Annotated in this window: 16 protein-coding genes and 2 tRNA genes; 5 read left to right on the forward strand and 13 right to left on the reverse strand. The window is 67.8% G+C overall.

Annotated elements, in window-relative coordinates:
* The 3 genes from ACK4SE_RS13085 to ACK4SE_RS13095 all read right to left on the reverse strand — a co-directional run.
* Positions 1-77, reverse strand: a 77-nt coding sequence (locus ACK4SE_RS13085; protein WP_245158267.1) for a hypothetical protein, incomplete at its 3' end; no start/stop codon positions are given.
* A gap of 69 nt (positions 78-146) precedes the next feature.
* Positions 147-220, reverse strand: a tRNA-Gly gene (locus ACK4SE_RS13090).
* 73 nt (positions 221-293) lie between these two features.
* Positions 294-377, reverse strand: a tRNA-Tyr gene (locus ACK4SE_RS13095).
* A 150-nt stretch (positions 378-527) separates the two neighbouring features.
* Here ACK4SE_RS13095 and rlmB point away from each other — a divergent pair.
* Together rlmB and ACK4SE_RS13105 are read left to right on the forward strand one after the other, a co-directional pair.
* The gene (gene rlmB, locus ACK4SE_RS13100) at positions 528-1,394 is read left to right on the forward strand and encodes a 23S rRNA (guanosine(2251)-2'-O)-methyltransferase RlmB (protein WP_409693506.1); all 867 of its coding nucleotides are present in this window, start codon (positions 528-530) and stop codon (positions 1,392-1,394) included.
* Positions 1,395-1,438: 44 nt separating this feature from the next.
* Entirely contained in the window at positions 1,439-2,278 is an 840-nt protein-coding gene (locus tag ACK4SE_RS13105; RefSeq protein ID WP_409693508.1) for a TerC family protein, read from the forward strand.
* Here ACK4SE_RS13105 and ACK4SE_RS13110 read toward each other — a convergent pair.
* From ACK4SE_RS13110 to ACK4SE_RS13125, 4 genes are all read right to left on the reverse strand, one after another.
* A complete protein-coding gene (locus ACK4SE_RS13110) occupies positions 2,268-2,906 on the reverse strand; it encodes a lysozyme inhibitor LprI family protein (RefSeq protein WP_409693511.1) in 639 nt (212 codons plus the stop codon). The genes ACK4SE_RS13105 and ACK4SE_RS13110 overlap by 11 nt on opposite strands.
* 26 nt (positions 2,907-2,932) lie before the next feature.
* A complete protein-coding gene (gene metG / locus ACK4SE_RS13115) occupies positions 2,933-4,642 on the reverse strand; it encodes a methionine--tRNA ligase (protein ID WP_409693514.1) in 1,710 nt (569 codons plus the stop codon).
* A gap of 261 nt (positions 4,643-4,903) precedes the next feature.
* Positions 4,904-6,238 carry a dihydroorotase gene (locus ACK4SE_RS13120; protein ID WP_409693517.1) on the reverse strand — a complete coding sequence of 445 codons (1,335 nt, stop codon included), beginning with the start codon at positions 6,236-6,238 and terminating at the stop codon, positions 4,904-4,906.
* A gap of 146 nt (positions 6,239-6,384) precedes the next feature.
* Positions 6,385-7,356, reverse strand: coding sequence for a glycosyltransferase family 9 protein (locus ACK4SE_RS13125; RefSeq protein WP_409693520.1), 972 nt, complete (start codon positions 7,354-7,356; stop codon positions 6,385-6,387).
* Between the two features lie 73 nt (positions 7,357-7,429).
* Between ACK4SE_RS13125 and ACK4SE_RS13130 the strand changes: the two genes are divergently transcribed.
* The 3 genes from ACK4SE_RS13130 (at position 7,430) to ACK4SE_RS13140 (ending at position 9,545) form a co-directional block, all read left to right on the forward strand.
* Positions 7,430-8,215: a YgfZ/GcvT domain-containing protein gene (locus ACK4SE_RS13130; RefSeq protein ID WP_409693522.1), complete on the forward strand. Its 786-nt coding sequence runs from the start codon at positions 7,430-7,432 to the stop codon at positions 8,213-8,215.
* A 134-nt stretch (positions 8,216-8,349) separates the two neighbouring features.
* On the forward strand, positions 8,350-8,940 hold the full coding sequence (locus ACK4SE_RS13135; RefSeq protein ID WP_409693525.1) for a DNA-3-methyladenine glycosylase I: 591 nt from the start codon (positions 8,350-8,352) through the stop codon (positions 8,938-8,940).
* Positions 8,940-9,545 (forward strand): ribonuclease HII, encoded by a 606-nt coding sequence (locus ACK4SE_RS13140; RefSeq protein WP_409693527.1) that lies wholly within the window; start codon positions 8,940-8,942, stop codon positions 9,543-9,545. The genes ACK4SE_RS13135 and ACK4SE_RS13140 overlap by 1 nt, the downstream gene beginning before the upstream one ends.
* 190 nt (positions 9,546-9,735) lie before the next feature.
* On the opposite strand, the gene ACK4SE_RS13145 is transcribed toward ACK4SE_RS13140, so the two are convergent.
* The 6 genes from ACK4SE_RS13145 to ACK4SE_RS13170 all read right to left on the reverse strand — a co-directional run bounded on the left by ACK4SE_RS13145 (position 9,736) and on the right by ACK4SE_RS13170 (position 19,163).
* The gene (locus tag ACK4SE_RS13145) at positions 9,736-10,053 is read right to left on the reverse strand and encodes a hypothetical protein (protein ID WP_409693530.1); all 318 of its coding nucleotides are present in this window, start codon (positions 10,051-10,053) and stop codon (positions 9,736-9,738) included.
* A complete protein-coding gene (locus tag ACK4SE_RS13150; RefSeq protein ID WP_409693533.1) occupies positions 10,050-11,087 on the reverse strand; it encodes a DNA adenine methylase in 1,038 nt (345 codons plus the stop codon). The genes ACK4SE_RS13145 and ACK4SE_RS13150 overlap by 4 nt, the downstream gene beginning before the upstream one ends.
* Positions 11,088-11,322: 235 nt before the next feature.
* Entirely contained in the window at positions 11,323-12,765 is a 1,443-nt protein-coding gene (pyk, locus tag ACK4SE_RS13155) for a pyruvate kinase (RefSeq protein ID WP_409693536.1), read from the reverse strand.
* A gap of 103 nt (positions 12,766-12,868) precedes the next feature.
* Complete coding sequence (locus tag ACK4SE_RS13160; protein ID WP_409693538.1) at positions 12,869-14,548, reverse strand: alkaline phosphatase family protein; 1,680 nt, start codon at positions 14,546-14,548, stop codon at positions 12,869-12,871.
* 524 nt (positions 14,549-15,072) lie between these two features.
* Complete coding sequence (locus ACK4SE_RS13165; RefSeq protein WP_409693541.1) at positions 15,073-17,895, reverse strand: TonB-dependent receptor; 2,823 nt, start codon at positions 17,893-17,895, stop codon at positions 15,073-15,075.
* Between the two features lie 302 nt (positions 17,896-18,197).
* On the reverse strand, positions 18,198-19,163 hold the full coding sequence (locus ACK4SE_RS13170; protein ID WP_409693543.1) for an N-acetylglucosamine kinase: 966 nt from the start codon (positions 19,161-19,163) through the stop codon (positions 18,198-18,200).
* Positions 19,164-19,183: the final 20 nt, after the last annotated feature.

The following is a 19,183-nucleotide window of genomic DNA, read 5'->3' on the forward strand; positions in this document are numbered from 1 at the left end:
GTCTTGCCGTGGTCAACGTGGCCGATCGTGCCGATGTTGCAGTGCGGCTTGTTACGTTCGAACTTTTCCTTGGCCATGGCCAAAACTCCTGTGGCCCAGGTCCCGCGTCGTAAGGGAGGGGCGTGTTTGCATTAATCAGCAGAAACTGGAGCGGGTAGACGGGATCGAACCGACATCCTCAGCTTGGAAGGCTGCTGCACTACCATTGTGCTATACCCGCGCATGGAGCGCGGGCAGGCCCGCACCCGTATCCGACCCGAAAGCCGTCCGTCGGTCGATCCTGCAAGGGCGCGTGGTGGGGGAAGTAGGACTCGAACCTACGAAGCTTACGCAGCGGATTTACAGTCCGCCCCCTTTGCCACTCGGGACATTCCCCCGACGCGCCGCTTTCAGGACCGCCCTGCCTTCGTCCGGACAGGTCGAAATGACCCGTACAAACAAAAGCCCTCGGTGTTCCAGACAGCCTCGTATATGGGAGGCGCCGGACCCGAGGGCCGGGTGGCCCCCAAATCGGAGCGCGTCTTATAGTGTCGTCGAACCGCGAACGCAACGACCGGAAACCCAAGAAAACGCAGGGCTTCAAACCCCGGCCCGAACGAGCCTGGGCGCCGAAAAGCGACTCGACAGGGCCGAGAGATTCGGCGCCGAGGGCGCCGCGCCAGAAGGTGGAGCCGGACAATCTGATCTGGGGCCGGCACCCGGTGCTGGCCGCCCTGGCCAATCCGGCGCGCAAGGGCATGGGCCGCCTGCTGGCCACCCCGGAGCGAGCCGAGGAGCTGGCGTCCGGCGGCCTGAACCACGGCCACCAGATCGAGGTCATGGACGGCCCGACGCTGGCCCGCATGGTCCCGCCCGGGGCGGTGCATCAGGGGCTGGTGTTCAAGGTGGCGCCGCTGGAAGGGGTGACCCTGGAAGAGATCGCCGAGCCCGCCGAGGGCGTGATCGTCATGCTGGACCAGATCACCGATCCCCAGAACGTGGGCGCGGTGTTCCGCTCGGCCCTGGCGTTCGGGGCGAAGGGCATCGTGGTTCAGGACCGGCATTCGCCGGCGCTGGCCGGGGCGCTGGCCAAGGCGGCGGCGGGGGCGACCGAGCGCCTGCCCTGCGTGCGGGCGACGAATCTGAGCCGGGCGCTGGAGCGGCTGAACGATCTGGGATGGCGTGCGGTGGGCATGGACGGCTCGGCCGAGATGACGCTGGACGCGGCGCTGGACGGACGGCCTACGGTCATCGTCATGGGCTCCGAAGGCGACGGCATCCGCCGGCTGGTGGCCGAGCACTGCGAGGTGTTGGCGAAGATCCCCATGCCGGGCGGGTTCGAGAGCCTGAACGTGTCCAACGCGGCGGCCATCGCGCTTTATGAGGCGACGCGGGCGCAGACGCTTCGGGGCTGAAACAAGCGTTGCAGATGGCCCGGCGGCGGGACTAGAGGACAGCGATGTTCGAATTTTTCTCCTCGCCCGAATTCGCGAGCCAGATGGTCGCCCTCGGCCAGGTGCTGATGATCGACCTGGTGCTGGCCGGGGACAACGCCGTGGCCGTGGGGCTGGCCGCCGCCGCCCTGCCCGCAGACCAGCGCAGGAAGGCCATCATCATCGGCCTGGCTGCGGCGGTGGTGCTGCGCATCGGCTTCGCCCTGATCACCATCCAGTTGCTGGCCATCGTCGGCCTGTTGATGGCGGGCGGGTTCCTGCTGCTGTGGGTGTGCTGGAAGATGTGGCGCGAGCTTCAGGAGCAGCGCACCCACGACCAGGCCGAATCCACCGAGGAAATGGAAAAGGCCCTGGCCGCCCATCACGGAGGCGCGGCGACGCCCGAGGAGATGGGCATCAAGCGCAAGACGTTCGGCGCGGCCCTGCTGCAGATCATGATCGCCGACGTGGCCATGAGCCTGGACAATGTGCTGGCCGTGGCCGGGGCCAGCCATGACCACCCGTGGATCATGGTGTTCGGCCTGATCCTGTCCATCGCCCTGATGGGCGTGGCGGCGACCTTCATCGCCCGCCTGCTGAACAAGCACCGCTGGATCGCCTATGTGGGTCTGGTGATCGTGCTTTACGTGGCGCTGCACATGATCTGGGACGGCTATCGCTCGACCGTCGTGCGGCTGGGCAACACCGAGGCGCACAACGAATTCATGATCGGATCGTGGCTGGACATCGGGCCGGAGGAACAGGCCAAGCACCTGCGCCACGCGGGCGCGGACGAGGGCCATACCGCCGAAGGCCTGCCGGGCGGAGCGGAGCGGCGTGCGGAACCGGCGGCCGTCAGTCCCTGACGCGGAAAAAGGACCCGCCGACGAAGCCGTTGGCGCCGCAGTACTCGGGCGGCCCGCCGTGGCCTTCCACGGGGGTTTCCTCAACCTGGATCACATCTCCCAGAAGGCGGGCGGACAGGCGATAACTCTCATCGGTGTCGGCCGGCCCCTCGATCACGCCCTCCACCGGCTCGCCGGTCAGGCTGACGTCGCATAGCCACCGCGCGTTCGCCGGATGGGCGGTGTTGAAGGCCAGCGTCAGCCGCCCCTCATGTTCCGTGATGTTCAGCGCGCCGGCCGCATTGCGCCATCGTCCCGTCCAGCCGCGCGCCTCGGCGTCGATGGACTCCAGAAACTCTGACCGCTCTTCCATCCGCTCGGCCAGGGTTGGGAATCCGGCCCAGCGGTCACGGTTTTCGAACCACTGATCCCGCGCGCCGAGGAACCATCGCTGGTCCTGGCGCAGGGCGTCCCGTGCCTCGGGCGACAGTCGGTCGCGCACATCGCGATACAGGGTCGCCAGTTCAAGGTCCTGACGGGACAGGTCGGCATCGGCGCAGATCGCCCGCTCCGTTCCGGTCTCGGCCCGGTCGCAATTGAAAGAGGGCTGCGACAGGGCGCCCATGAGAAGGCCGAACATCATGATCATTGGCGGCTCCGGGCAAGCTTACGGCATCAAGCGTCGCCGCCGCCGAAGCGTTCCGCCCACTCGGCGACCTGGGCGTCCTCGATCTTCTTGAACAGCACCTCGGGCGCCGAGACCGGGCGGCCCCGCGGCAGGAGGTCCAGCAGGCTGGCGTCGGGCTCGGGCCAGGTCAGGTCGGTCTGGCCCACGGTGGCGCCGATGTGTTCGGCGGTGAACGGCAGGACCGGGGCCGAGACGCGGGCGAACAGGGCCACCAGATTGAGACCGGTGCGCACGCCCACGGCGGCGCGGTCGCGGTCGGTCTTGAAGGCGGTCCAAGGGGCGGCTTCCTGAAGGTACTCGTTGCCCAGCACCCACAGGGCGCGCAGGGCCTGACCGGCCTTGCGGAACTCCATGGCCTCGAACTCGGCGGTCAGGGTGGCCAGGGCGGCCGTCACGTCAGCCTCGAGTTTGGCCTCCACCGGACCGGGCTCGCCGCCGTCGGGGACCACGCCGTCGAAGCGGCTCTCGGCGAATTTGACGATGCGGTTGACGAAATTGCCCAGCACGTCGGCCAGATCCTTGTTCACCGCGCCCTGGAACTGCTCCCAGGTGAAGGCGGTGTCGGAATGCTCGGGGCCGTAGGCGGTCAGATGCCAGCGCCAGTAGTCGGCGGGCAGCAGCGCCAGCGCCTGATCCATGAACACGCCGCGGCCCTGCGAAGTGGAGAATTTGCCGCCGTACCAGTTGAGCCAGTTGAAGGCCTTGAGCTGGTCGACGGTCTTCCACGGCTCGCCGGAGCCGAGGATGGTGGCCGGGAAGCTGACCGTGTGGAAGGCCACATTGTCCTTGCCCATGAACTGGACGTAGCGGACGTCTTCGGCGCCCTCGTCCAGACGCCACCATGAGCGCCAGTCGCCGCCGGACGTGTCGGCCCACTCCTCGGTGGCGGCGATGTATTCGATGGGGGCGTCGAACCAGACGTAGAACACCTTGCCCTCCAGCCCCGGGCGCGGTCCGCCGTCGGCGCCCACCACCGGCACGCCCCATTTGAGGTCGCGGGTGATGCCCCGGTCGATCAGGCCCTCGTCCAGATGCTTGTAGGCGATGGAGCGGGCCAGCGGCTGCCAGCTGGGCGACCGCTCATCGACCCAGCCGCGCACGGTGTCGGCGACCTTCGTCTGCAATAGATACAGGTGGCGGGTGTCGCGCACCTCCAGGTTGCGGCTGCCCGAGACGGCCGAATAGGGATCCTTCAGATCGGTGGGGTCCAGCAGGCGGCCGCAGTTGTCGCACTGGTCGCCGCGCGCCTTTTCATAGGCGCAGTGGGGGCAGGTCCCCTCCACATAGCGGTCGGGCAGGAAGCGGCCGTCGTCGATGGAGTAGATCATGCGATCCACCCGCTCCTCGATCAGGCCATTGTCCTCCAGCACCTTTGCGAAGTGCTGGGTCATGCGGTGGTTGGGCGCGTTGGAGGAGCGGCCGAACACATCGTAGCTGAGGCCGAAGGCTTCGCCCGCCGCCTTCTGGACCTGATGCTGCTCGTCGCAATAGGTCTTCACGTCCTGACCGGCGGCGGCGGCGGCCAGCTCGGCCGGCGTGCCGTGCTCGTCGGTGGCGCAGACGTAGAGCACCTCGTGGCCCTGGGCCCGCTTGAAGCGCGACCACACGTCGGCGGGCAGCATGGAGCCCGCCAGGTTGCCCAGATGCTTGACGCCGTTGATGTAGGGCAGAGCCGAGGTGACGAGAATGCGGGCCATGGTGTCCGTGCGCGGTTCGGGGAAGCGGTGGGATATAGCGGGCGGCGGGCGTTGCGGCAAAGGGTGCGGACAGCACGGACGCTTTCCTTCTCCCCTTGCGGGAGAAGGTGGCCCGCGGAGCGGGTCGGATGAGGGGTATGGTTCAGCTTCACTGGTCGCGGGTCATTGCTGAACCGCTTCACCCCTCACCCTGCGCGCGAAGGAGCGGTCTGCTGAAGCATACCGCTGCGCGCAGCCCTCTCCCTCAAGGGGAGAGGGATCTTAAGCCGTCAGCGTTTCCTGGAAGCGCACCGGGCGGCCGTGAGCGTGGCCGAGCAACTCGCCGTCCTTCATGACCACGCGGCCGCGCACGATGGTCGCCATGGCCCAGCCCGTCGCCTCGAAGCCGTCGAAGGGGGTCCAGGCGGAGCGGGTGGCCATGTCGGCGTGGGTAATGGTGCGCTTCGCCTTCAGGTCCACCAGCGTCAGGTCGGCGTCATAGCCCACGGCCAGACGCCCCTTGCCGGCGATGTTGAAGATGCGCTGGGCGCCCGCCGAGGTCAGGTCGATGAAGCGCTCGAGGCTCATCTTGCCGTTGGCCACATGGGTCAGCATCACCGGGACCAGGGTCTGGACCCCCGGCATGCCCGAGGGCGAGGCCGGATAGGGCCGGGCCTTTTCCTCCAGCGTGTGGGGGGCGTGGTCCGAGCCCAGCACGTCCACGATCCCCTGATCGATGCCGCGCCACAGGCCGGCCACGTGTTCAGCCGAGCGGATGGGCGGGTTCATCTGGGCCAGGCCCTTGAGGCGTTCGTAGGCTTCCGGCGCTTCCAGCGTCAGGTGCTGGGGCGTGACCTCGACGGTGGCCACGTCCTTGTGCTGCGCCAGATACTCGATCTCCTGCGCCGTGGTGACGTGCAGCACATGGATGCGGCGGCCGACCTCGCGGGCCAGCCCCACCAGACGGCGGGTGGACAGGATGGCGCTTTCGGCGTCGCGCACCTCCGGGTGGCTGGTCCAGTCGCCGGCGCGGGCCAGGCCGCGGCGCTCCTCCAGCCGGTACTCGTCCTCGGAGTGGAAGGTGGCGCGGCGGGCCACGTTCTTCAGCACCTTTCGCACCCCGTCGTCGTCGGCGATCAGCAGGTCGCCGGTGGAGGCGCCCATGAACACCTTGACCCCGCAGCAGCCGGGCAACCGCTCCAGCTCGCCCAGATAGTCGGCGTTCTCGTGGGTGCCGCCGATGTAGAAGGCGTGGTCGGTCCACATGCGGTCGCGGGCGCGGTGCAGCTTGTCTTCCAGGGTGGCCGGATCGGTGGTGTTGGGATTGGTGTTCGGCATCTCGAACACGGCCACCACCCCGCCCAGGGCGGCGGCGCGCGAGCCGGTCTCAAGATCCTCTTTCCACTCCAGGCCCGGTTCGCGGAAGTGGACCTGAGTGTCGATGACGCCGGGCAGGACCGTCAGGCCCGCGGCGTCCACGATCTCGCCCGCGTCCGCCTGAGACAGGTCGCCGATGGCGGCGATCCTGCCGTCCCTGACGCCCACGTCGGCGCGGCCGCGTCCGGCGTGGTTGGCCACCTCGCCCCCGCGAACGATCAGGTCATAGCTGGTCTTCATATCGTCATCCTCGGGCTTGTCCCGAGGACCCACCCGTCAGCGCCTCGAAAGCGAGACGACGGCGCGAGAGCGGGTCCGCGTCAGTCGCCCGCATATGCGGACCAATGGGTCCTCGGGACAAGCCCGAGGATGACGGATTCTGGATTTCAGGCCCCGTGCGCGCGCTGCGCCAGCAGGTCGCGGGCGGCTTGAAGCACGGGTTCCACGGGCAGGTCCATCATGTGCTGGATGTGCTGGTTCAGGCCGGGGTCGATGGCGCGGAAATCGTCCAGCGTGCGGGGCCCGCGCACCGAGCGGCCTTGCCACGGCCCCACCAGGGTCTCGTCCGAGGGGCCGAACACGGCGACGGCGGGCACGCCTGCGGCCACGGCCAGCTGGGTCCACAGGGAGTCCGCGCCCAGATAAAGGTTGGCCCGCGACAGGGCGGCGGCGGTCTGGAGCGGGGTCAGCTTGCCTTGCGCCTCGATCACCCGGTGACGGTGAACGGCGAAGCGGATGGTGTGGGCCGCGTCGCGGTCGGCCTGATCGCCCACGATCAGTAGCCGCCCACCCGCCAGAGGCCCGCCGTCGCCCAGCAGCGCCGCCGCGACCTTGGCGAAGCGTTCAGCCGGCCAGCGTTTGCCGATCCAGTCCACGCCGGGCCCGACGGCCAGCACCGGGCCCTCGACAGGACCGATCAGGGCGTCGGCGGCGGCGAGGGTCTCCTCGCCGAAGAACAGGCGCGGCGCCGGTGTTTCGTCCATCTGCAGAACGCGGGCGGCCTCGACCACCGCATGGACGGGGTCTTCGGTGGGCTCAGGGGGGACGCGTACGGCGCGCTTCTGGCGGCGCAGGCGGCCGGAGATCTGGCTGCCGCGCTGATCCACGATCAGGCCCCATTCGGTCCCGCGCAGCTGGTTCCACAGGCCGATCCAGTCCAGCCGGCCCTCGCGCTCCAGCACGATCAGACGCTCCAGCCCGGGCAGGTCGGCGAACAGGGGCGCGGAGGCGCGCGAGCCCACCACGGTGACCACCGCATTCGGTACGCTGTCGGTCAGGTACGCGAGCACGCCGGAGGACAGGATCGCGGCCTCGGCGTCCGTCTCGGCGATATACAGAATCGGGAAGGGTTTACTCATTGCGACGACCATAACGCGCGACAGGACCGGTTTCGCCCTCCCCCGCCCCGACAATCGGCCTATATCCACCGTCATGAGCCTTCAGATCGCGCAACTGACGGACCGCGCCGTGGTCCGCGTCACCGGACCGGACGCCCGGCCGTTCCTGCACAACCTGCTGACCCAGGACGTGGAGACGCTGGCGCCGGGCATACTGCGCTACGGCGCCCTGCTGTCGCCGCCGGGGCGGATGCTGATGGACCTGTTCCTGCTGGGGCTTGAGGACGGGGTGCTGCTGGACGTCCCGGCCGACCGGCGCGAGGCGCTGATGCAGCGGCTGGGCCTCTACAAGCTTCGGGCCAAGGTGGAGGTCGTCGCGTCAGACGAGCCCGTGTTCGCTGCGTGGGAAGGCAAGGCGGACAGCTTCATGCCCGATCCGCGCCTGCCGGCGCTGGGCGGCCGGGCCTATGGCGGGGCGCATGCCCCGACCGCCGGCGGCGACGATTACGCGGCCCATCGTCTCACGCTGGGCGTACCAGATCCGGCCCGCGATGCGCCCGACGACAAGACCTATCCCATCGAGGCCAATCTGGACCTGCTGAACGGCATCGATTTCCGGAAGGGCTGTTTCGTGGGTCAGGAGACCACTTCGCGCATGAAGCGGCGCGGGACCATCAAGAGCCGCATGCTGCCCATCGTCTTCGACGGCCCGCCGCCGCCCTTCGGCGCCGAGGTGCTGAACGGGGAGTTGCGCGCGGGCGAGGTGCTGTCGGGCCGCGACGGCATGGCCATGGCCCTGATGCGGCTGGACCGCATGGACGGCGCCCTGACCGTGGATGGACGGCCGGTGACGGCGCGGCGGCCGGAGTGGACCGCCTGAGGGTCAGGCGGCGAGACCCGACCCTCACCCTGCGCGCGAAGGAGCGAGTTGCTACGCACCCCGCTGCGCGCATCCCTCTCCCAATGGGAGAGGGGCTGGTTGTCGGGGCGGCCTGATCACCGCACCCTGCCTCCATGAGCGAATCGGACAAGTCAGGGCGGTGCGGATGGTGCGGCAGCGATCGGCTGTACGTCGCCTATCACGACGAGGAATGGGGCGTGCCGGAGTATGATCCGCGCGCCCTGTGGGAGAAGCTGGTGCTGGACGGGTTCCAGGCCGGGCTGGCGTGGATCACCATCCTGAGAAAGCGCGAGACCCTGCGAGCGGCCTTCGACGGGTTCGACCCGGAAAAGGTGGCCCGCTACGGCGAGGAGGACCGGGCGCGGCTGCTGGCCGATCCGGGCATCATCCGCTCGCGGGCCAAGATCGACGCGGCCATCGGCGGGGCGCGCATCTGGCTGGATATGCGGGATAACGGTGAGGACTTCTCGGCCTGGCTGTGGAGCTTCGTGGACGGGGCGCCGGTGCAGGGCGACTGGACCGATTTCCGCGAGGCGCCGACCCAGACAGCGCAGTCGCAGGCCATGGCCAAGGCGCTGAAGGCGCGGGGCTTCAAGTTCTGTGGTCCGGTTATCACCTATGCGTTCATGCAGGCGGTGGGGATGGTCAACGATCACCAGACCCGGTGCTTTCGCCATGAGGCCGTAAAGGCTATGGCCCGCTGATGACGCTCTCGCCCAACATGACGCTGGAGGCCCTGTGCGCCACGCCGGTGTGCGGCGTGGACGAGGCCGGGCGCGGGCCGTGGGCCGGACCGGTGTCGGCGGCGGCGGTGATCCTGAACCCGGACGACCTGCCGGAAGGGTTGAATGATTCCAAGGTTCTGACCGCCAAGGCTCGCGCAAGACTTGAGATCGAGATCAAGGCGCGGGCGGTGGCCTGGGGCGTGGGCTTCGCCTCGGCGCGCGAGATCGAGGACGTGAACATCCTCAAGGCCACCGGGCTGGCCATGTGCCGGGCTATCGAGCAGTTGTCGGTGAGCCCGGTGGTGGCTCTGGTGGACGGCAACCACCCCTTCGCCCTGCCCTGCCCGGTCAGGACGGTGGTGGGCGGCGACGGCCTGTCCCTGTCCATCGCGGCGGCCTCGATTCTGGCCAAGACGGCGCGGGACCGGGTGATGGTCGAGATGGACGGGCTGTATCCGCAGTACGGCTTCGCCAGCCACAAGGGCTACAATGCGCCGGTTCATCAGGAGGCCCTGCGCGCGCACGGCCCCTGCCCCGAACACCGCCGCACCTGGGCCCCGATCCGGGCCTTGCTGGAGGTTTAGACCCTTCTCCCATTGGGAGAAGGGGGAACCCGCGTACCGGACCCCGGACTTGTTCCGGGGGGAGGTTCTGGCGTGGGGGATGAGGGGCGGGATTGTCAGCAAGAAAGCACCGACCCTCACCCTGCGCGCGAAGGACGGATGCTGAACGCATCCGTGCGCGCAGCCCTCTCCCATTGGGAGAGGGAGAGATTCAGAGCTGGAGGGCGGTTCCGAACAGGGCGCCGAGGAGGGCGGAGATCAGCGCGCCGCCGATGGCGATCGCATTGGGCGAGACAGGGTCGCCCCACCTCCAGTCAATAGTTGAGGGATCAGGCGCGGCGGTCTCGACGGGCGCATCGACCCAGTCGTTGGCGACGCCGAAACGGGTGTGGCGCGGCTCCGGCGCGCGCCAGGCGGCCAGGGTGTCGAAGGCGTCCGCATGGCTGAGGCGGGCGGCGGTCGGGCGGCTGGAGAGCGGCTGATCCATGGGATGCCTAACGTCGATCGACGGATGGCGTTCCCGGCTCATGCGGCAGCCGCCAGGGTCACGGGCTGGGCGGTGGCGACGAACAGATATTCGACGTTCCGCAGACGCCCGACGGCGCCCACTTTTTCGCCTTTGGGATTATGGATGCCGATGCGCGCGCCCACATAGCGCGGGCGGGCGATCTCGATGACCTGGACGTGTCCGCGGCCTGACAGCATGGCGACCAGATCGTCGCGGGACAGGTAGCCCTCGTCGTTGAACGAGACGATCAGATTGGGCGCATCCAGCCGCTCGATCACCGTGCGCATGGCCTCGCGGATGCCCGGTCGGCTGTTGAAGGGGCTCTTGCGGGTCTTCACGTCCACGCGCTTGTTGGCGATGCCGTAGGTCTCGGGCTTGTCCCAGAGGACCAGACTTTCCCAGACGTGGTAGTTGGCCAGGTAGGAGTGCTGGTTGTACGGCGGGTCCAGATAGACCAGATCGGCCTCGACCTGCCCGGCCATCTCCAGCGCGTCGGCGCGGGTGGCGCGGCAGGGGCCGGACACGGCGGGCTGAAGCGCCGGCAGCCGCAGCTCGATGTCCTTGAGGGCGCGGGGCGCCCACTGCTTCATGTAGGCCATCTGCAGGCCGGCGGTGGAGTCCACGCGGTCGGCGGCCTCCATCAGCGAGACCAGTGCGATGGCCTTGAGTTCGGGTTCCAGCCCCATGGTCTCGATCCGCTCGCGCATGGCGTCGATGCGGGCGCCGTTGCGGGGATGGAAGAAGCGGGCGTCCTCGCAGCAGGCCCGGGTGAACCAGCCGGGTTCGCCCTTGATGGCCGACAGTTCGGCGATGACCTTTTGGGCTTGGTCGGCCCAGCGGTCGCGGTCGGCCTGGACGTAGCAGGTGGCCAGCATGTGGGCGTAGGCGTTCAGGTCGTTGGCGTGGACGGTGAAGCCCTCGCCCTTGAGGGCATGGCCGACGCGGGCGGTGCCGCTGAACAGGTCGCACACCGCTCCGCCGTCCGGCAGCAGACCGCGCACCGTTCGCGCGATGTCGGCCAGCAGGGCGCGCTTGGAGCCGATGTATTTGATCATGCCGCCTCACCGGAAAGAGAGGAGTAGTGTGGGCCCCGTTCGCTCAAAACGAAACCCTTTCCCGACGGGAGAGGGCCGGCTCCACGCAGCGGGATGCGAAGTCGGCCGCGTCTTGCGTGGAGGGTGAGGGAGTCAGCCGCGACCCGTTTGACACTGAACCCTCATCCCCCGCGCCAGAACGAAGCCGCTAAAGCGCCTTCGTGCGCGGGTTCCCCCTTCTCCCAACGGGAGAAGGTTATCTGGAGCGCTTCCGCTTGGCCTTGGCCGGGGCATGGGCGAGGCGGAGGAGGTTGGCGGCGCCGGGGGCGCCGAAGGGGGTGCCGGCGAGGATGAGGACGCGCTGGCCGGGCTCGGCGAGGCCGTATTCCATGGCCGCCTGGACCGCGTCGTCGGTGACCTGCTCCAGCGACTCCGGCTGGCGGCCCAGACGGGGCTCAAGCCCCCAGACCAGCGCCAGGCGCCGGGCGGTGTCGGGGTTGGGGGTCAGGGCGAGAACGGGCTGCAGCGGCCGCTCGCGCGCCATGCGGCGGGCGGTGCCGCCCAGCGTCGTGAACACCACCATGCAGGCGGTGGACGAGGCCTCGGCCGCCTTGCGGGCGGCGGCGACCAGCGCGTCCACGTCGTGTTCGTCCATGCCCGCGTGCTCGGCGTCCATCAGGCCGGGCCACAGGGGGTCGCGCTCCACCCGCTCGATGATGCGGTTCATCATGCCGACGGCCTCCAGCGGGTAGTCGCCCGAGGCGGTCTCCGCCGACAGCATCAGGGCGTCGGCGCCCTCATAGACGGCATTGGCCACGTCTGACGCCTCGGCGCGAGTGGGCGCGGGCGCGCTGGTCATGGATTCCAGCATCTGGGTGGCGACGATGGCGGGCACGCCGCGCTGGCGGGCCATGCGCAGGATCTGCTTCTGGGCCACCGGCACGTCCTCGGGGTCCAGTTCGACCCCCAGATCGCCGCGCGCCACCATGACGCCGTCGGAATAGTCGAGGATAGCGCTCAGCTCGGTCAGGGCGGCGGGCTTCTCGATCTTGGCGAGACAGGCGGCCTGGCCGTTCACCAGCCGCTTCAGCTCGGCCATGTCCTCGGCCTTCTGGACGAACGAGAGCGCCACCCAGTCGACACCGATACGCAGGGCGAAGGCCAGGTCGATGCGGTCCTTGGGGGTCAGGGCGGACACGGGGATGACGGCCTGGGGCACAGCAACGCCCTTGCGGTCCGACAGCTTCGATCCGCTGAGGACCTCCACATCGGCCCAGGTGTCGTGCCGCTTGACCACCTTCAGGCGCACGCGGCCGTCATCCAGCAACAGCAGGTGATCCTCGCGCAGGGCCTTGAAGATTTCCGGGTGCGGCATGCACACCCGGCTCTCGTCGCCGGGGGTCTCGTCCAGATCCAGCCGCAGGCGCTGGCCGGGCGCGATGTCGATCTCCACGTCCCGGAAGCGGCCCAGACGCAGCTTGGGCCCCTGCAGGTCGGCCAGCACGCCCAGCGGACGCTGCAACGCCATCTCGGCGCCGCGTACGGCCTTGAGCGCGGCGGCGTGGTCCTCGTGCGAGCCGTGGCTGAAGTTCAGGCGGAACACGTCCACCCCCGCCTGGGCCAGGGCCTTGACGGTTCCGGGCGCCCGACTGGCGGGACCGAGGGTGGCGACGATGCGCGCGCGCCTGGCTCTGTTCATGCGGGTTCCATCGGTGAAAGGGTTTGTCCGCCCCTTGTGCCGTCGAATCCCGCCACATGAAAGGCGAGGCCCCTCATACGAAACATGAAGTTATGCCCGCTTCTCAGTGGACGGAGGGACAGGCGGACATCCCGCTCCAGCCCAGATCGAGGCAGCGGCCCTCCACGCCCTCGTCGGCGTCGACACCCATGACGGCGGCCAGGGTCGGGGCGATGTCGATGGTCATGATCGGCAGCACCCGCTCCTGGCCCTCGCCGCCCGGGGTCCAGAACAGGATCGGCACGCGCCGATCATAGTCCCACGGCGTGCCGTGACCCGAGACATAGGAATTGGGACGCCCCTGCCCCGGCATGACGCCCGGATCCAGCAACACCAGAACATCGGCTGATCGACCCGCCACCGCATTCAGGCGATGACGCTGGCGCAGGCTCATCTCCTGGGGGCTGAGGTCCCGAGGCGGCATGAGCTCGGCCAGAATGTCGGTCAGGGTGAAAGCGCCGGCCACCATGGGCTGTTCGCCGATCCAGTCGACGGCGGCGGCGGCGACCTCGCCGCGCAGGGGCTCGGACATGCCGCGGCCTTCGGCGTCGACGACATAGAAGCCGCTGTTGAACAGCAGCGGATCATGATCGAGCCCGAACTGTTCGCGCATGGCCGCGTTCGCGCCGGTCATCAGGTCGTAGCCGCTCCAGCGCGCCTCGCTGAACCCCTGGGCGGCCCACCGCTCGGGGAAGTCGCCGCCGCCGTGGTCGGCGGTCAGGGCCACGACCACCCGGCCCGGCAGTTGCTCCAGCCGATCGAGGAACTGGCCCAGGGCCGCGTCCAGACGCAGCATCTGTTCGCACATCTCCGGACCCTGACTGCCGAAGGTGTGGCCGATGCGGTCGGTGGCCGAGAGGCTGACGCCGAGAATGTCGGTGACGCCGCGCTGACCCAGCTGCTGCGTGTCGATCAGCATGACGGCGCCGTCCAGGGTGATCTCGTCCAGGATCGGCGACACGTCCATGGCCAGCCGCGCGGGCGGCAGGGCCGAGCGGAACGGCTGGCCGCTGATGGTCCAGTCGGCCTCAAGCGCACGGCATTGTTCGGAGGTGTAGTCCCAGGTCAATTCCCCGGCGCCGAGGCTCTGGCGCAGATCGGCGTTGAAGGCGGCCACGGGGGCCAGACGCTGTTCGGCGGTCTCGCCGGGACGCACAAAGGTGGTGAAACCGAAGTCTTCGGTCAGCCAGAAGGCGCCGTCGCCCTGATGGCCCGCCAGGGTGATGGCGCCCCGGTCCTTGCCGGAAACGGCATAGACCCGGCTGTCGGGGCTGGTCGCCTTGAGCCACTCGCCGAGGGTCGAGACGCCCAGGCGTTCCGGTCCCACGGGGCCGTTGTCGGTAGGCTCGCCCCCCTCGGGCACATGGGCGAGGGTCGCGGTCCCGGAGGCCAGACAATAGGTCTTCTCGCCCGCCTGCGCGTCGTGCCAGTCATTGCCCGAAATGCCGGCCGTGCCCGGGTGGACGCCCGTCAGGATGGTGGCGTGGCCGGGGCAGGTCTCGGTGGCTGCGTGGGCGTGGTAGCCGTTGGCGTAGACACGGCCCTGATCGATCAGGGTGCGGAACCCGCCGGTGAAGCGGTCGCGGTGCTGGTTGAACAGATTGGCGCTGAGCTGGTCGACCACCAGCATGACCACCAGCGTCGACTCGTCGCGATTCGCCGGTTGGGCGGACTGGGCCGAGGCCGCGGACGCAGCGCCCGCAATGGACAGGGCCGCAAAGGCGGCGCTCAGGCGTTTCACCATCGGGAAGGCTCTCTCTATCGGTTCGGGGCTCTTCTAGCGGCCCGGCCAGACAGTTCAATGACGCGGCCGGGCATGGCGGGGCGCCAGCCGCGGGGGGCCAGCCCGCGTGACCTGCGGCCGAAGGATTCTGAGCCAAGCCGGCCAACCCCAAGTAATTGATTATAAGAGTATTTTTAGTTCACCCGGGCAAAGGGCGTAAACTGGCCAGGCCAGGGCCCTCCGCCGCCGTTGCCGAGAAGGGCCGATGGGAAGGTACTCTGCGGTGGAGGTTCCTTCTCACGGCCCAATCAGGGTTTCGCGATATGCCGCGCCGTCGATGGTGGCGTTCAACGCGCCGACGCCGTCCAGGCCAGGTTCAAAACAGCATTGCAGCACAAGAGCTTCGCCGGGACACGAGCCAGACCTGAACGGATCGGGACGGGACCGAAACGAGGCCGAAGGCCTGGTCAGTCCCGTCCCGATCGCGCGCGCTTATCCGGAGACGAGCTGAAAACGTGTCCTTACGTCTCAGCTCGAACCATGCCCTAGAACCGGAAGCTCATACCCAACTTGTACGACGCGCCATAGCGGTAGTAGCCCTGCGGCAACAGCGGGTTGCCGTTGATCGAGTAGGTGTTGGCCTCGTCCAGCAGGTTCTGGCCTTCCAGCGAGATGTCGATGTTGTCCGTCACCCTGTACGAGATGTGGGCGGTGACCCAGGTGATGGGGTCAGCTTCCTCGTTGTAGCCTTCGCCCAGGACGTTGATTGCGGTGACGAAGCCATCCGTGTGGTCTGCCGACGCGCTCATGGACAGCGGTCCGCGCTCGTAGAAGAGGCCGAGCGAATAGACCGACGGCGCGATGCCTTCCAACGGACGCTCCAGATCCCCTACGTAGCTCTTGGACCAGTTGCGGGTGTATTGCGCCCGTACGCCAAAGCCGTTGTCCATGAAGTGCTGCAGACCGACCTCAACGCCGTGCACCTCGGCCGTGTCGCCGTTGATCGGTCGCTGGACGTTGAACAGATAGCCCGGCACGCCGATGTCCTGGCCGGGCTCCCAGCTGGTGGTGATCTGATCCTCGATGTCCTTCTTGAACACCGCGATGTTGAAGATCGAATTCGGGCGGAAATAGTATTCCAGCGACGCATCATACTGCACGGCCGAATAGGGCTTCAGGGCCGCGTTGCCCCCGTAGATCTGGGTGAACTCGCCCCAGGATACGCTTTCGGTGGTGTTCGTCGGCGCCAGGGTCTCGACCGAGGGACGGGCCATGGTCTTGGCGGCGCCGAGGCGCAGACGCAGCTCGTCCGTGATGCGGTAGTTCAGGTTTATGGACGGCAGAACATAGGTGTAGTCGTTGTCCTGGGTGATCTCGCTAGGATCGTCATAGACCGCCGTATAGTTAAAGGCGCCGTTCTCGATGATCTCGAGGATCTGGGCGTCCCACGCCTGGGCGCTGGTGTCCGTCTGGACCACGCGCACGCCGATGTTGCCGCTCCAGCGTTCGCCGGACAGGTTGGCCTGAACAAAGCCGGCCCAGGATTCCTCGCTGACCCGATAGCTCTGAAGGGGGTTCCAGACGGGCGCGGCGGCAGCGTAGCTGTAGACGCCGCCGCCGGGGCGGGGATTGCCGTCATAGGCCGCCAGGGCCGCCTGGTAGCTGGCGATGTCGAAAGCGAGGAAGGTGCGCGGGAAGTTCGCGTTCACCTCGCTCATGAAGTTGGGCAGATTGAAGCTGTTCGAAATGACGTTGCCGCCGAGGGCCCCGACGTTGATCGCGTACTGGCCGGAATAATAGTCGGCGCCGCCTGTCAGGGAGTTGTTGATAAGATCCCGCGACTTCCGGCGATCCGTGTAGTTGACGCCGAACTGCACATTGTCGAGCCACCCTCTGTGAGCGGTCCAGCGACCGGTGAAGGCGGCGCCGGTGATCTCGTCCTCGATGTTGTCGCCGGCAAGGGAGAAATAGTGGGTGTTGAAATCGGACTCGGTGAACGCGCCGCTGGCCAGCCCGCTGGACAGATCGCGCCCGTCATCGAAACTGACCGTGACGTCCGGCACATAGGCGCCGTTCAACTCGACGTGGGCCGTATTGGCCTGGTTCATCCGCAGAACGACGTAGCTGTCCTGACCGCCCGAATTCCGGCTGGACGTTGAGCGATACACATCGCCGGTCAGGGTCAGGCTGTCCGTGACGTCCCACTGGGCGTTCACGCCGTAAAGCTCGGTCTCGACGACCCGGTAGGAGGTCTGGTTCAGCAGTTCCGGATTGAGGCGCAGCTCCGGGTCGGGATTCTCCATGTCGAAGCTGGTGACGATGCCGTCCTCGATCACCATGTTCGACCAGCGGCCGGGCGCATAGAGCGTATAGAAGGACTGCTGGTAGCCGACCTGCGGCGAGTCGAGCTCGGTCGACAGGCCGTCGACGACCAGGCGGAAGCGGTCGTTCGGACGCCATTCCAGAGTCGCTGTATAGGCGTTGCGCCTCTTTTCCTCGAGGATCGAGCCGACCCGGAACTGGCCCGGACCGATGAGGCCGTACTCCTCCGGATCCAGCACGCCGTTTCCGTTCGGATCGATCGCCCCGCCCCAGGTGTTGCCCCAGAGCCAGCTCTCGTCGGTCGGGTCGGCATTGCGCGACCAGCCGCCGTCATTGCCGGCGACGTCGGTGCGATCGTCGCGCTCCTCGACCACGACGCCGACCAGAAGGCCGAGCGTGCCGTCGAGGAAGGTGTTGCTGTAGACCGCCGACAGCTTGCGGCCGTCCAGCTCGGACATCCGGTTGTGATCGCCCTCGAGGCGGATGATGCCCCGCTGGCCGGGGGAATCGAACGGGCTGGCCGAGCGCAGGTTGATCAGGCCGCCGATGGCGCCTTCGGTGTTCGCCGCTTCCGCGCCCTTGATGACGTCAGCGCCGCTGATCACGTCGGAAGGCAGCACGTCATAGGCAAAATCGCGCCCGGCGCCGTCGGTGGCCAGGATGCGGCCGTTGAAGGTCGAGAGCGTGTACTCAGGCCCAAGGCCGCGAACGCTGACGCTTTGCCCCTCGCCGCCCGCGGTGCGCGAAATCGATACGCCCGTGATGTGGCTCAGGGAGTCGGCGACGTTGTCGTCAGGGAACATGCCGAGTTCGAGGGCGCTAATGGAGTCCTGCACCGTGCCGGATTCGCGCTTCAGCCCCACCGCGCGGGCGATGCTGGCCCGGGTTCCTACGACGACGATCTCGTCAACCAGGTGGGCCTGGTCAGCCGTTGTTTCGACCTCGTCAGGAGCGGCTGACTGGGCGTGCGCCGCGCCGGCGGACAACAAGGCTGCGAAACCGACGCCCGCCAGAGCGGTCGTTCGAAGTGAGAGACGACGTGACATTGCGATCCCCTTTGCTCGCATGATCGACGAACGCCACTTGGCCCAGTCCGAGGCTTCGGTTCACAGCCAAGAAAACGCTACAAAAGGGAACTACGGTTTCGCGAAACTGTCAAATAGATACGTAACGAAACCATTATCCCGCTGATATGGTTCTGTTGAAAACGTCGAAACGCCTTCGAAAGCCGCCAGCCGCGATCCGCCGCGCGGCGGACACGGCAAGGCGGCGAAGACGCGCGGAGGTGAAAAAAACTCTCGTAATCAGCACCTTCTACTGCCTCCCGGGCGGTCACGAAGGTCAGCGACTACGCTTGGACGGTCATGAGGAGCGGCGCTCCCGCCAGACGGGCCGCATAGATGGCCGCCCCGATCCCCGGGCTGTAGCGGGGCGAAATGAGGTGATAGTCCGCCGAACAGGCCGAAAGGCGCTGGGTGAATGGCTTGAGGATCAGATCGCCGCTTTGAAACACCCCTCCCGAATACGACAGGGTCACGCGTTCGCCCGGCTGATACGCCAGCCGTCGCCGGATGGAGTCCACGATCTCCGCCAGCTCGTGGCCAGCCTCCGTGAAAATCCGCCTTGCGGCCTCGTCGCCGTTCGCCGCAGCCCGCGCAATCAGTCGCGACACGCCCGCGATCCGATCCCGCTGGGGCGTCCTCCGGGAATAGATGTGGGCGCAAAGGTCGAGGTCTGTCGCCAGTGCAAATTCCCGCACCATCAGATCGTGCAGAGGTCCTCGCGGCAGGCGACCGTCCGACATTCGTGAGAAGGCCCTGAGGCCCTGGACGGCGATCCAGTAGGCCGAGCCCTCATCGGAGAAAATCTCGCCCCAGCCGCCGCCGCGCGCCGACAGGCCCTGATGCTCGCCGTAACCGATGGAGCCTGTGCCGGCGACGATGTTGATACCGTCCTCTCCCGCCAGGGAGCCGGCCCATCCGCAGATCATGTCATTGCCGCAGGCGTAGCGGCGGTGGCCCAGCAAGGCTTCCGGAATGACGTCCAGCATGGGCTGGATCTTCGAATCTTCCCCGTGGGCGGGCAGGCCGAAGAAGGCGAAGAGGACATCGGCCGGGGATGCGCCCGCCTGTTTCAGAACCGACTGGACCCCCTGGTTGAGGACGACGTGGAGCGCCTCGACTCCGATCTCGACGTGATAGCTGGAGCCGCCCTCATGGCGGGCGACTTCCCGACCCGCGCGGTCGATGAGCACGAAGGCGGTCTTCGTGCCGCCGCCGTCGACGCCCAGAAAGTATCCGTCCGATCGCTTCACGCCTCTTGTCCCGCCCCCTG

This window comes from Brevundimonas sp. (assembly GCF_046293315.1).
In the GTDB taxonomy this organism is placed as follows: Bacteria; Pseudomonadota; Alphaproteobacteria; order Caulobacterales; family Caulobacteraceae; genus Brevundimonas.

Excerpts from the sequence above, each read along its gene's own strand:
- ACK4SE_RS13105 (WP_409693508.1), top strand. The coding sequence starts at position 1,439 with ATGTTCGAATTTTTCTCCTCGCCCGAATTCGCGAGCCAGATGGTCGCC.
- ACK4SE_RS13110 (WP_409693511.1), bottom strand. The coding sequence starts at position 2,906 with ATGATCATGATGTTCGGCCTTCTCATGGGCGCCCTGTCGCAGCCCTCT.
- metG (WP_409693514.1), bottom strand. The coding sequence starts at position 4,642 with ATGGCCCGCATTCTCGTCACCTCGGCTCTGCCCTACATCAACGGCGTC.
- ACK4SE_RS13120 (WP_409693517.1), bottom strand. The coding sequence starts at position 6,238 with ATGAAGACCAGCTATGACCTGATCGTTCGCGGGGGCGAGGTGGCCAAC.
- ACK4SE_RS13125 (WP_409693520.1), bottom strand. The coding sequence starts at position 7,356 with ATGAGTAAACCCTTCCCGATTCTGTATATCGCCGAGACGGACGCCGAG.
- ACK4SE_RS13130 (WP_409693522.1), top strand. The coding sequence starts at position 7,430 with ATGAGCCTTCAGATCGCGCAACTGACGGACCGCGCCGTGGTCCGCGTC.
- ACK4SE_RS13135 (WP_409693525.1), top strand. The coding sequence starts at position 8,350 with ATGAGCGAATCGGACAAGTCAGGGCGGTGCGGATGGTGCGGCAGCGAT.
- ACK4SE_RS13140 (WP_409693527.1), top strand. The coding sequence starts at position 8,940 with ATGACGCTCTCGCCCAACATGACGCTGGAGGCCCTGTGCGCCACGCCG.
- ACK4SE_RS13145 (WP_409693530.1), bottom strand. The coding sequence starts at position 10,053 with ATGAGCCGGGAACGCCATCCGTCGATCGACGTTAGGCATCCCATGGAT.
- ACK4SE_RS13150 (WP_409693533.1), bottom strand. The coding sequence starts at position 11,087 with ATGATCAAATACATCGGCTCCAAGCGCGCCCTGCTGGCCGACATCGCG.
- pyk (WP_409693536.1), bottom strand. The coding sequence starts at position 12,765 with ATGAACAGAGCCAGGCGCGCGCGCATCGTCGCCACCCTCGGTCCCGCC.
- ACK4SE_RS13160 (WP_409693538.1), bottom strand. The coding sequence starts at position 14,548 with ATGGTGAAACGCCTGAGCGCCGCCTTTGCGGCCCTGTCCATTGCGGGC.
- ACK4SE_RS13165 (WP_409693541.1), bottom strand. The coding sequence starts at position 17,895 with ATGTCACGTCGTCTCTCACTTCGAACGACCGCTCTGGCGGGCGTCGGT.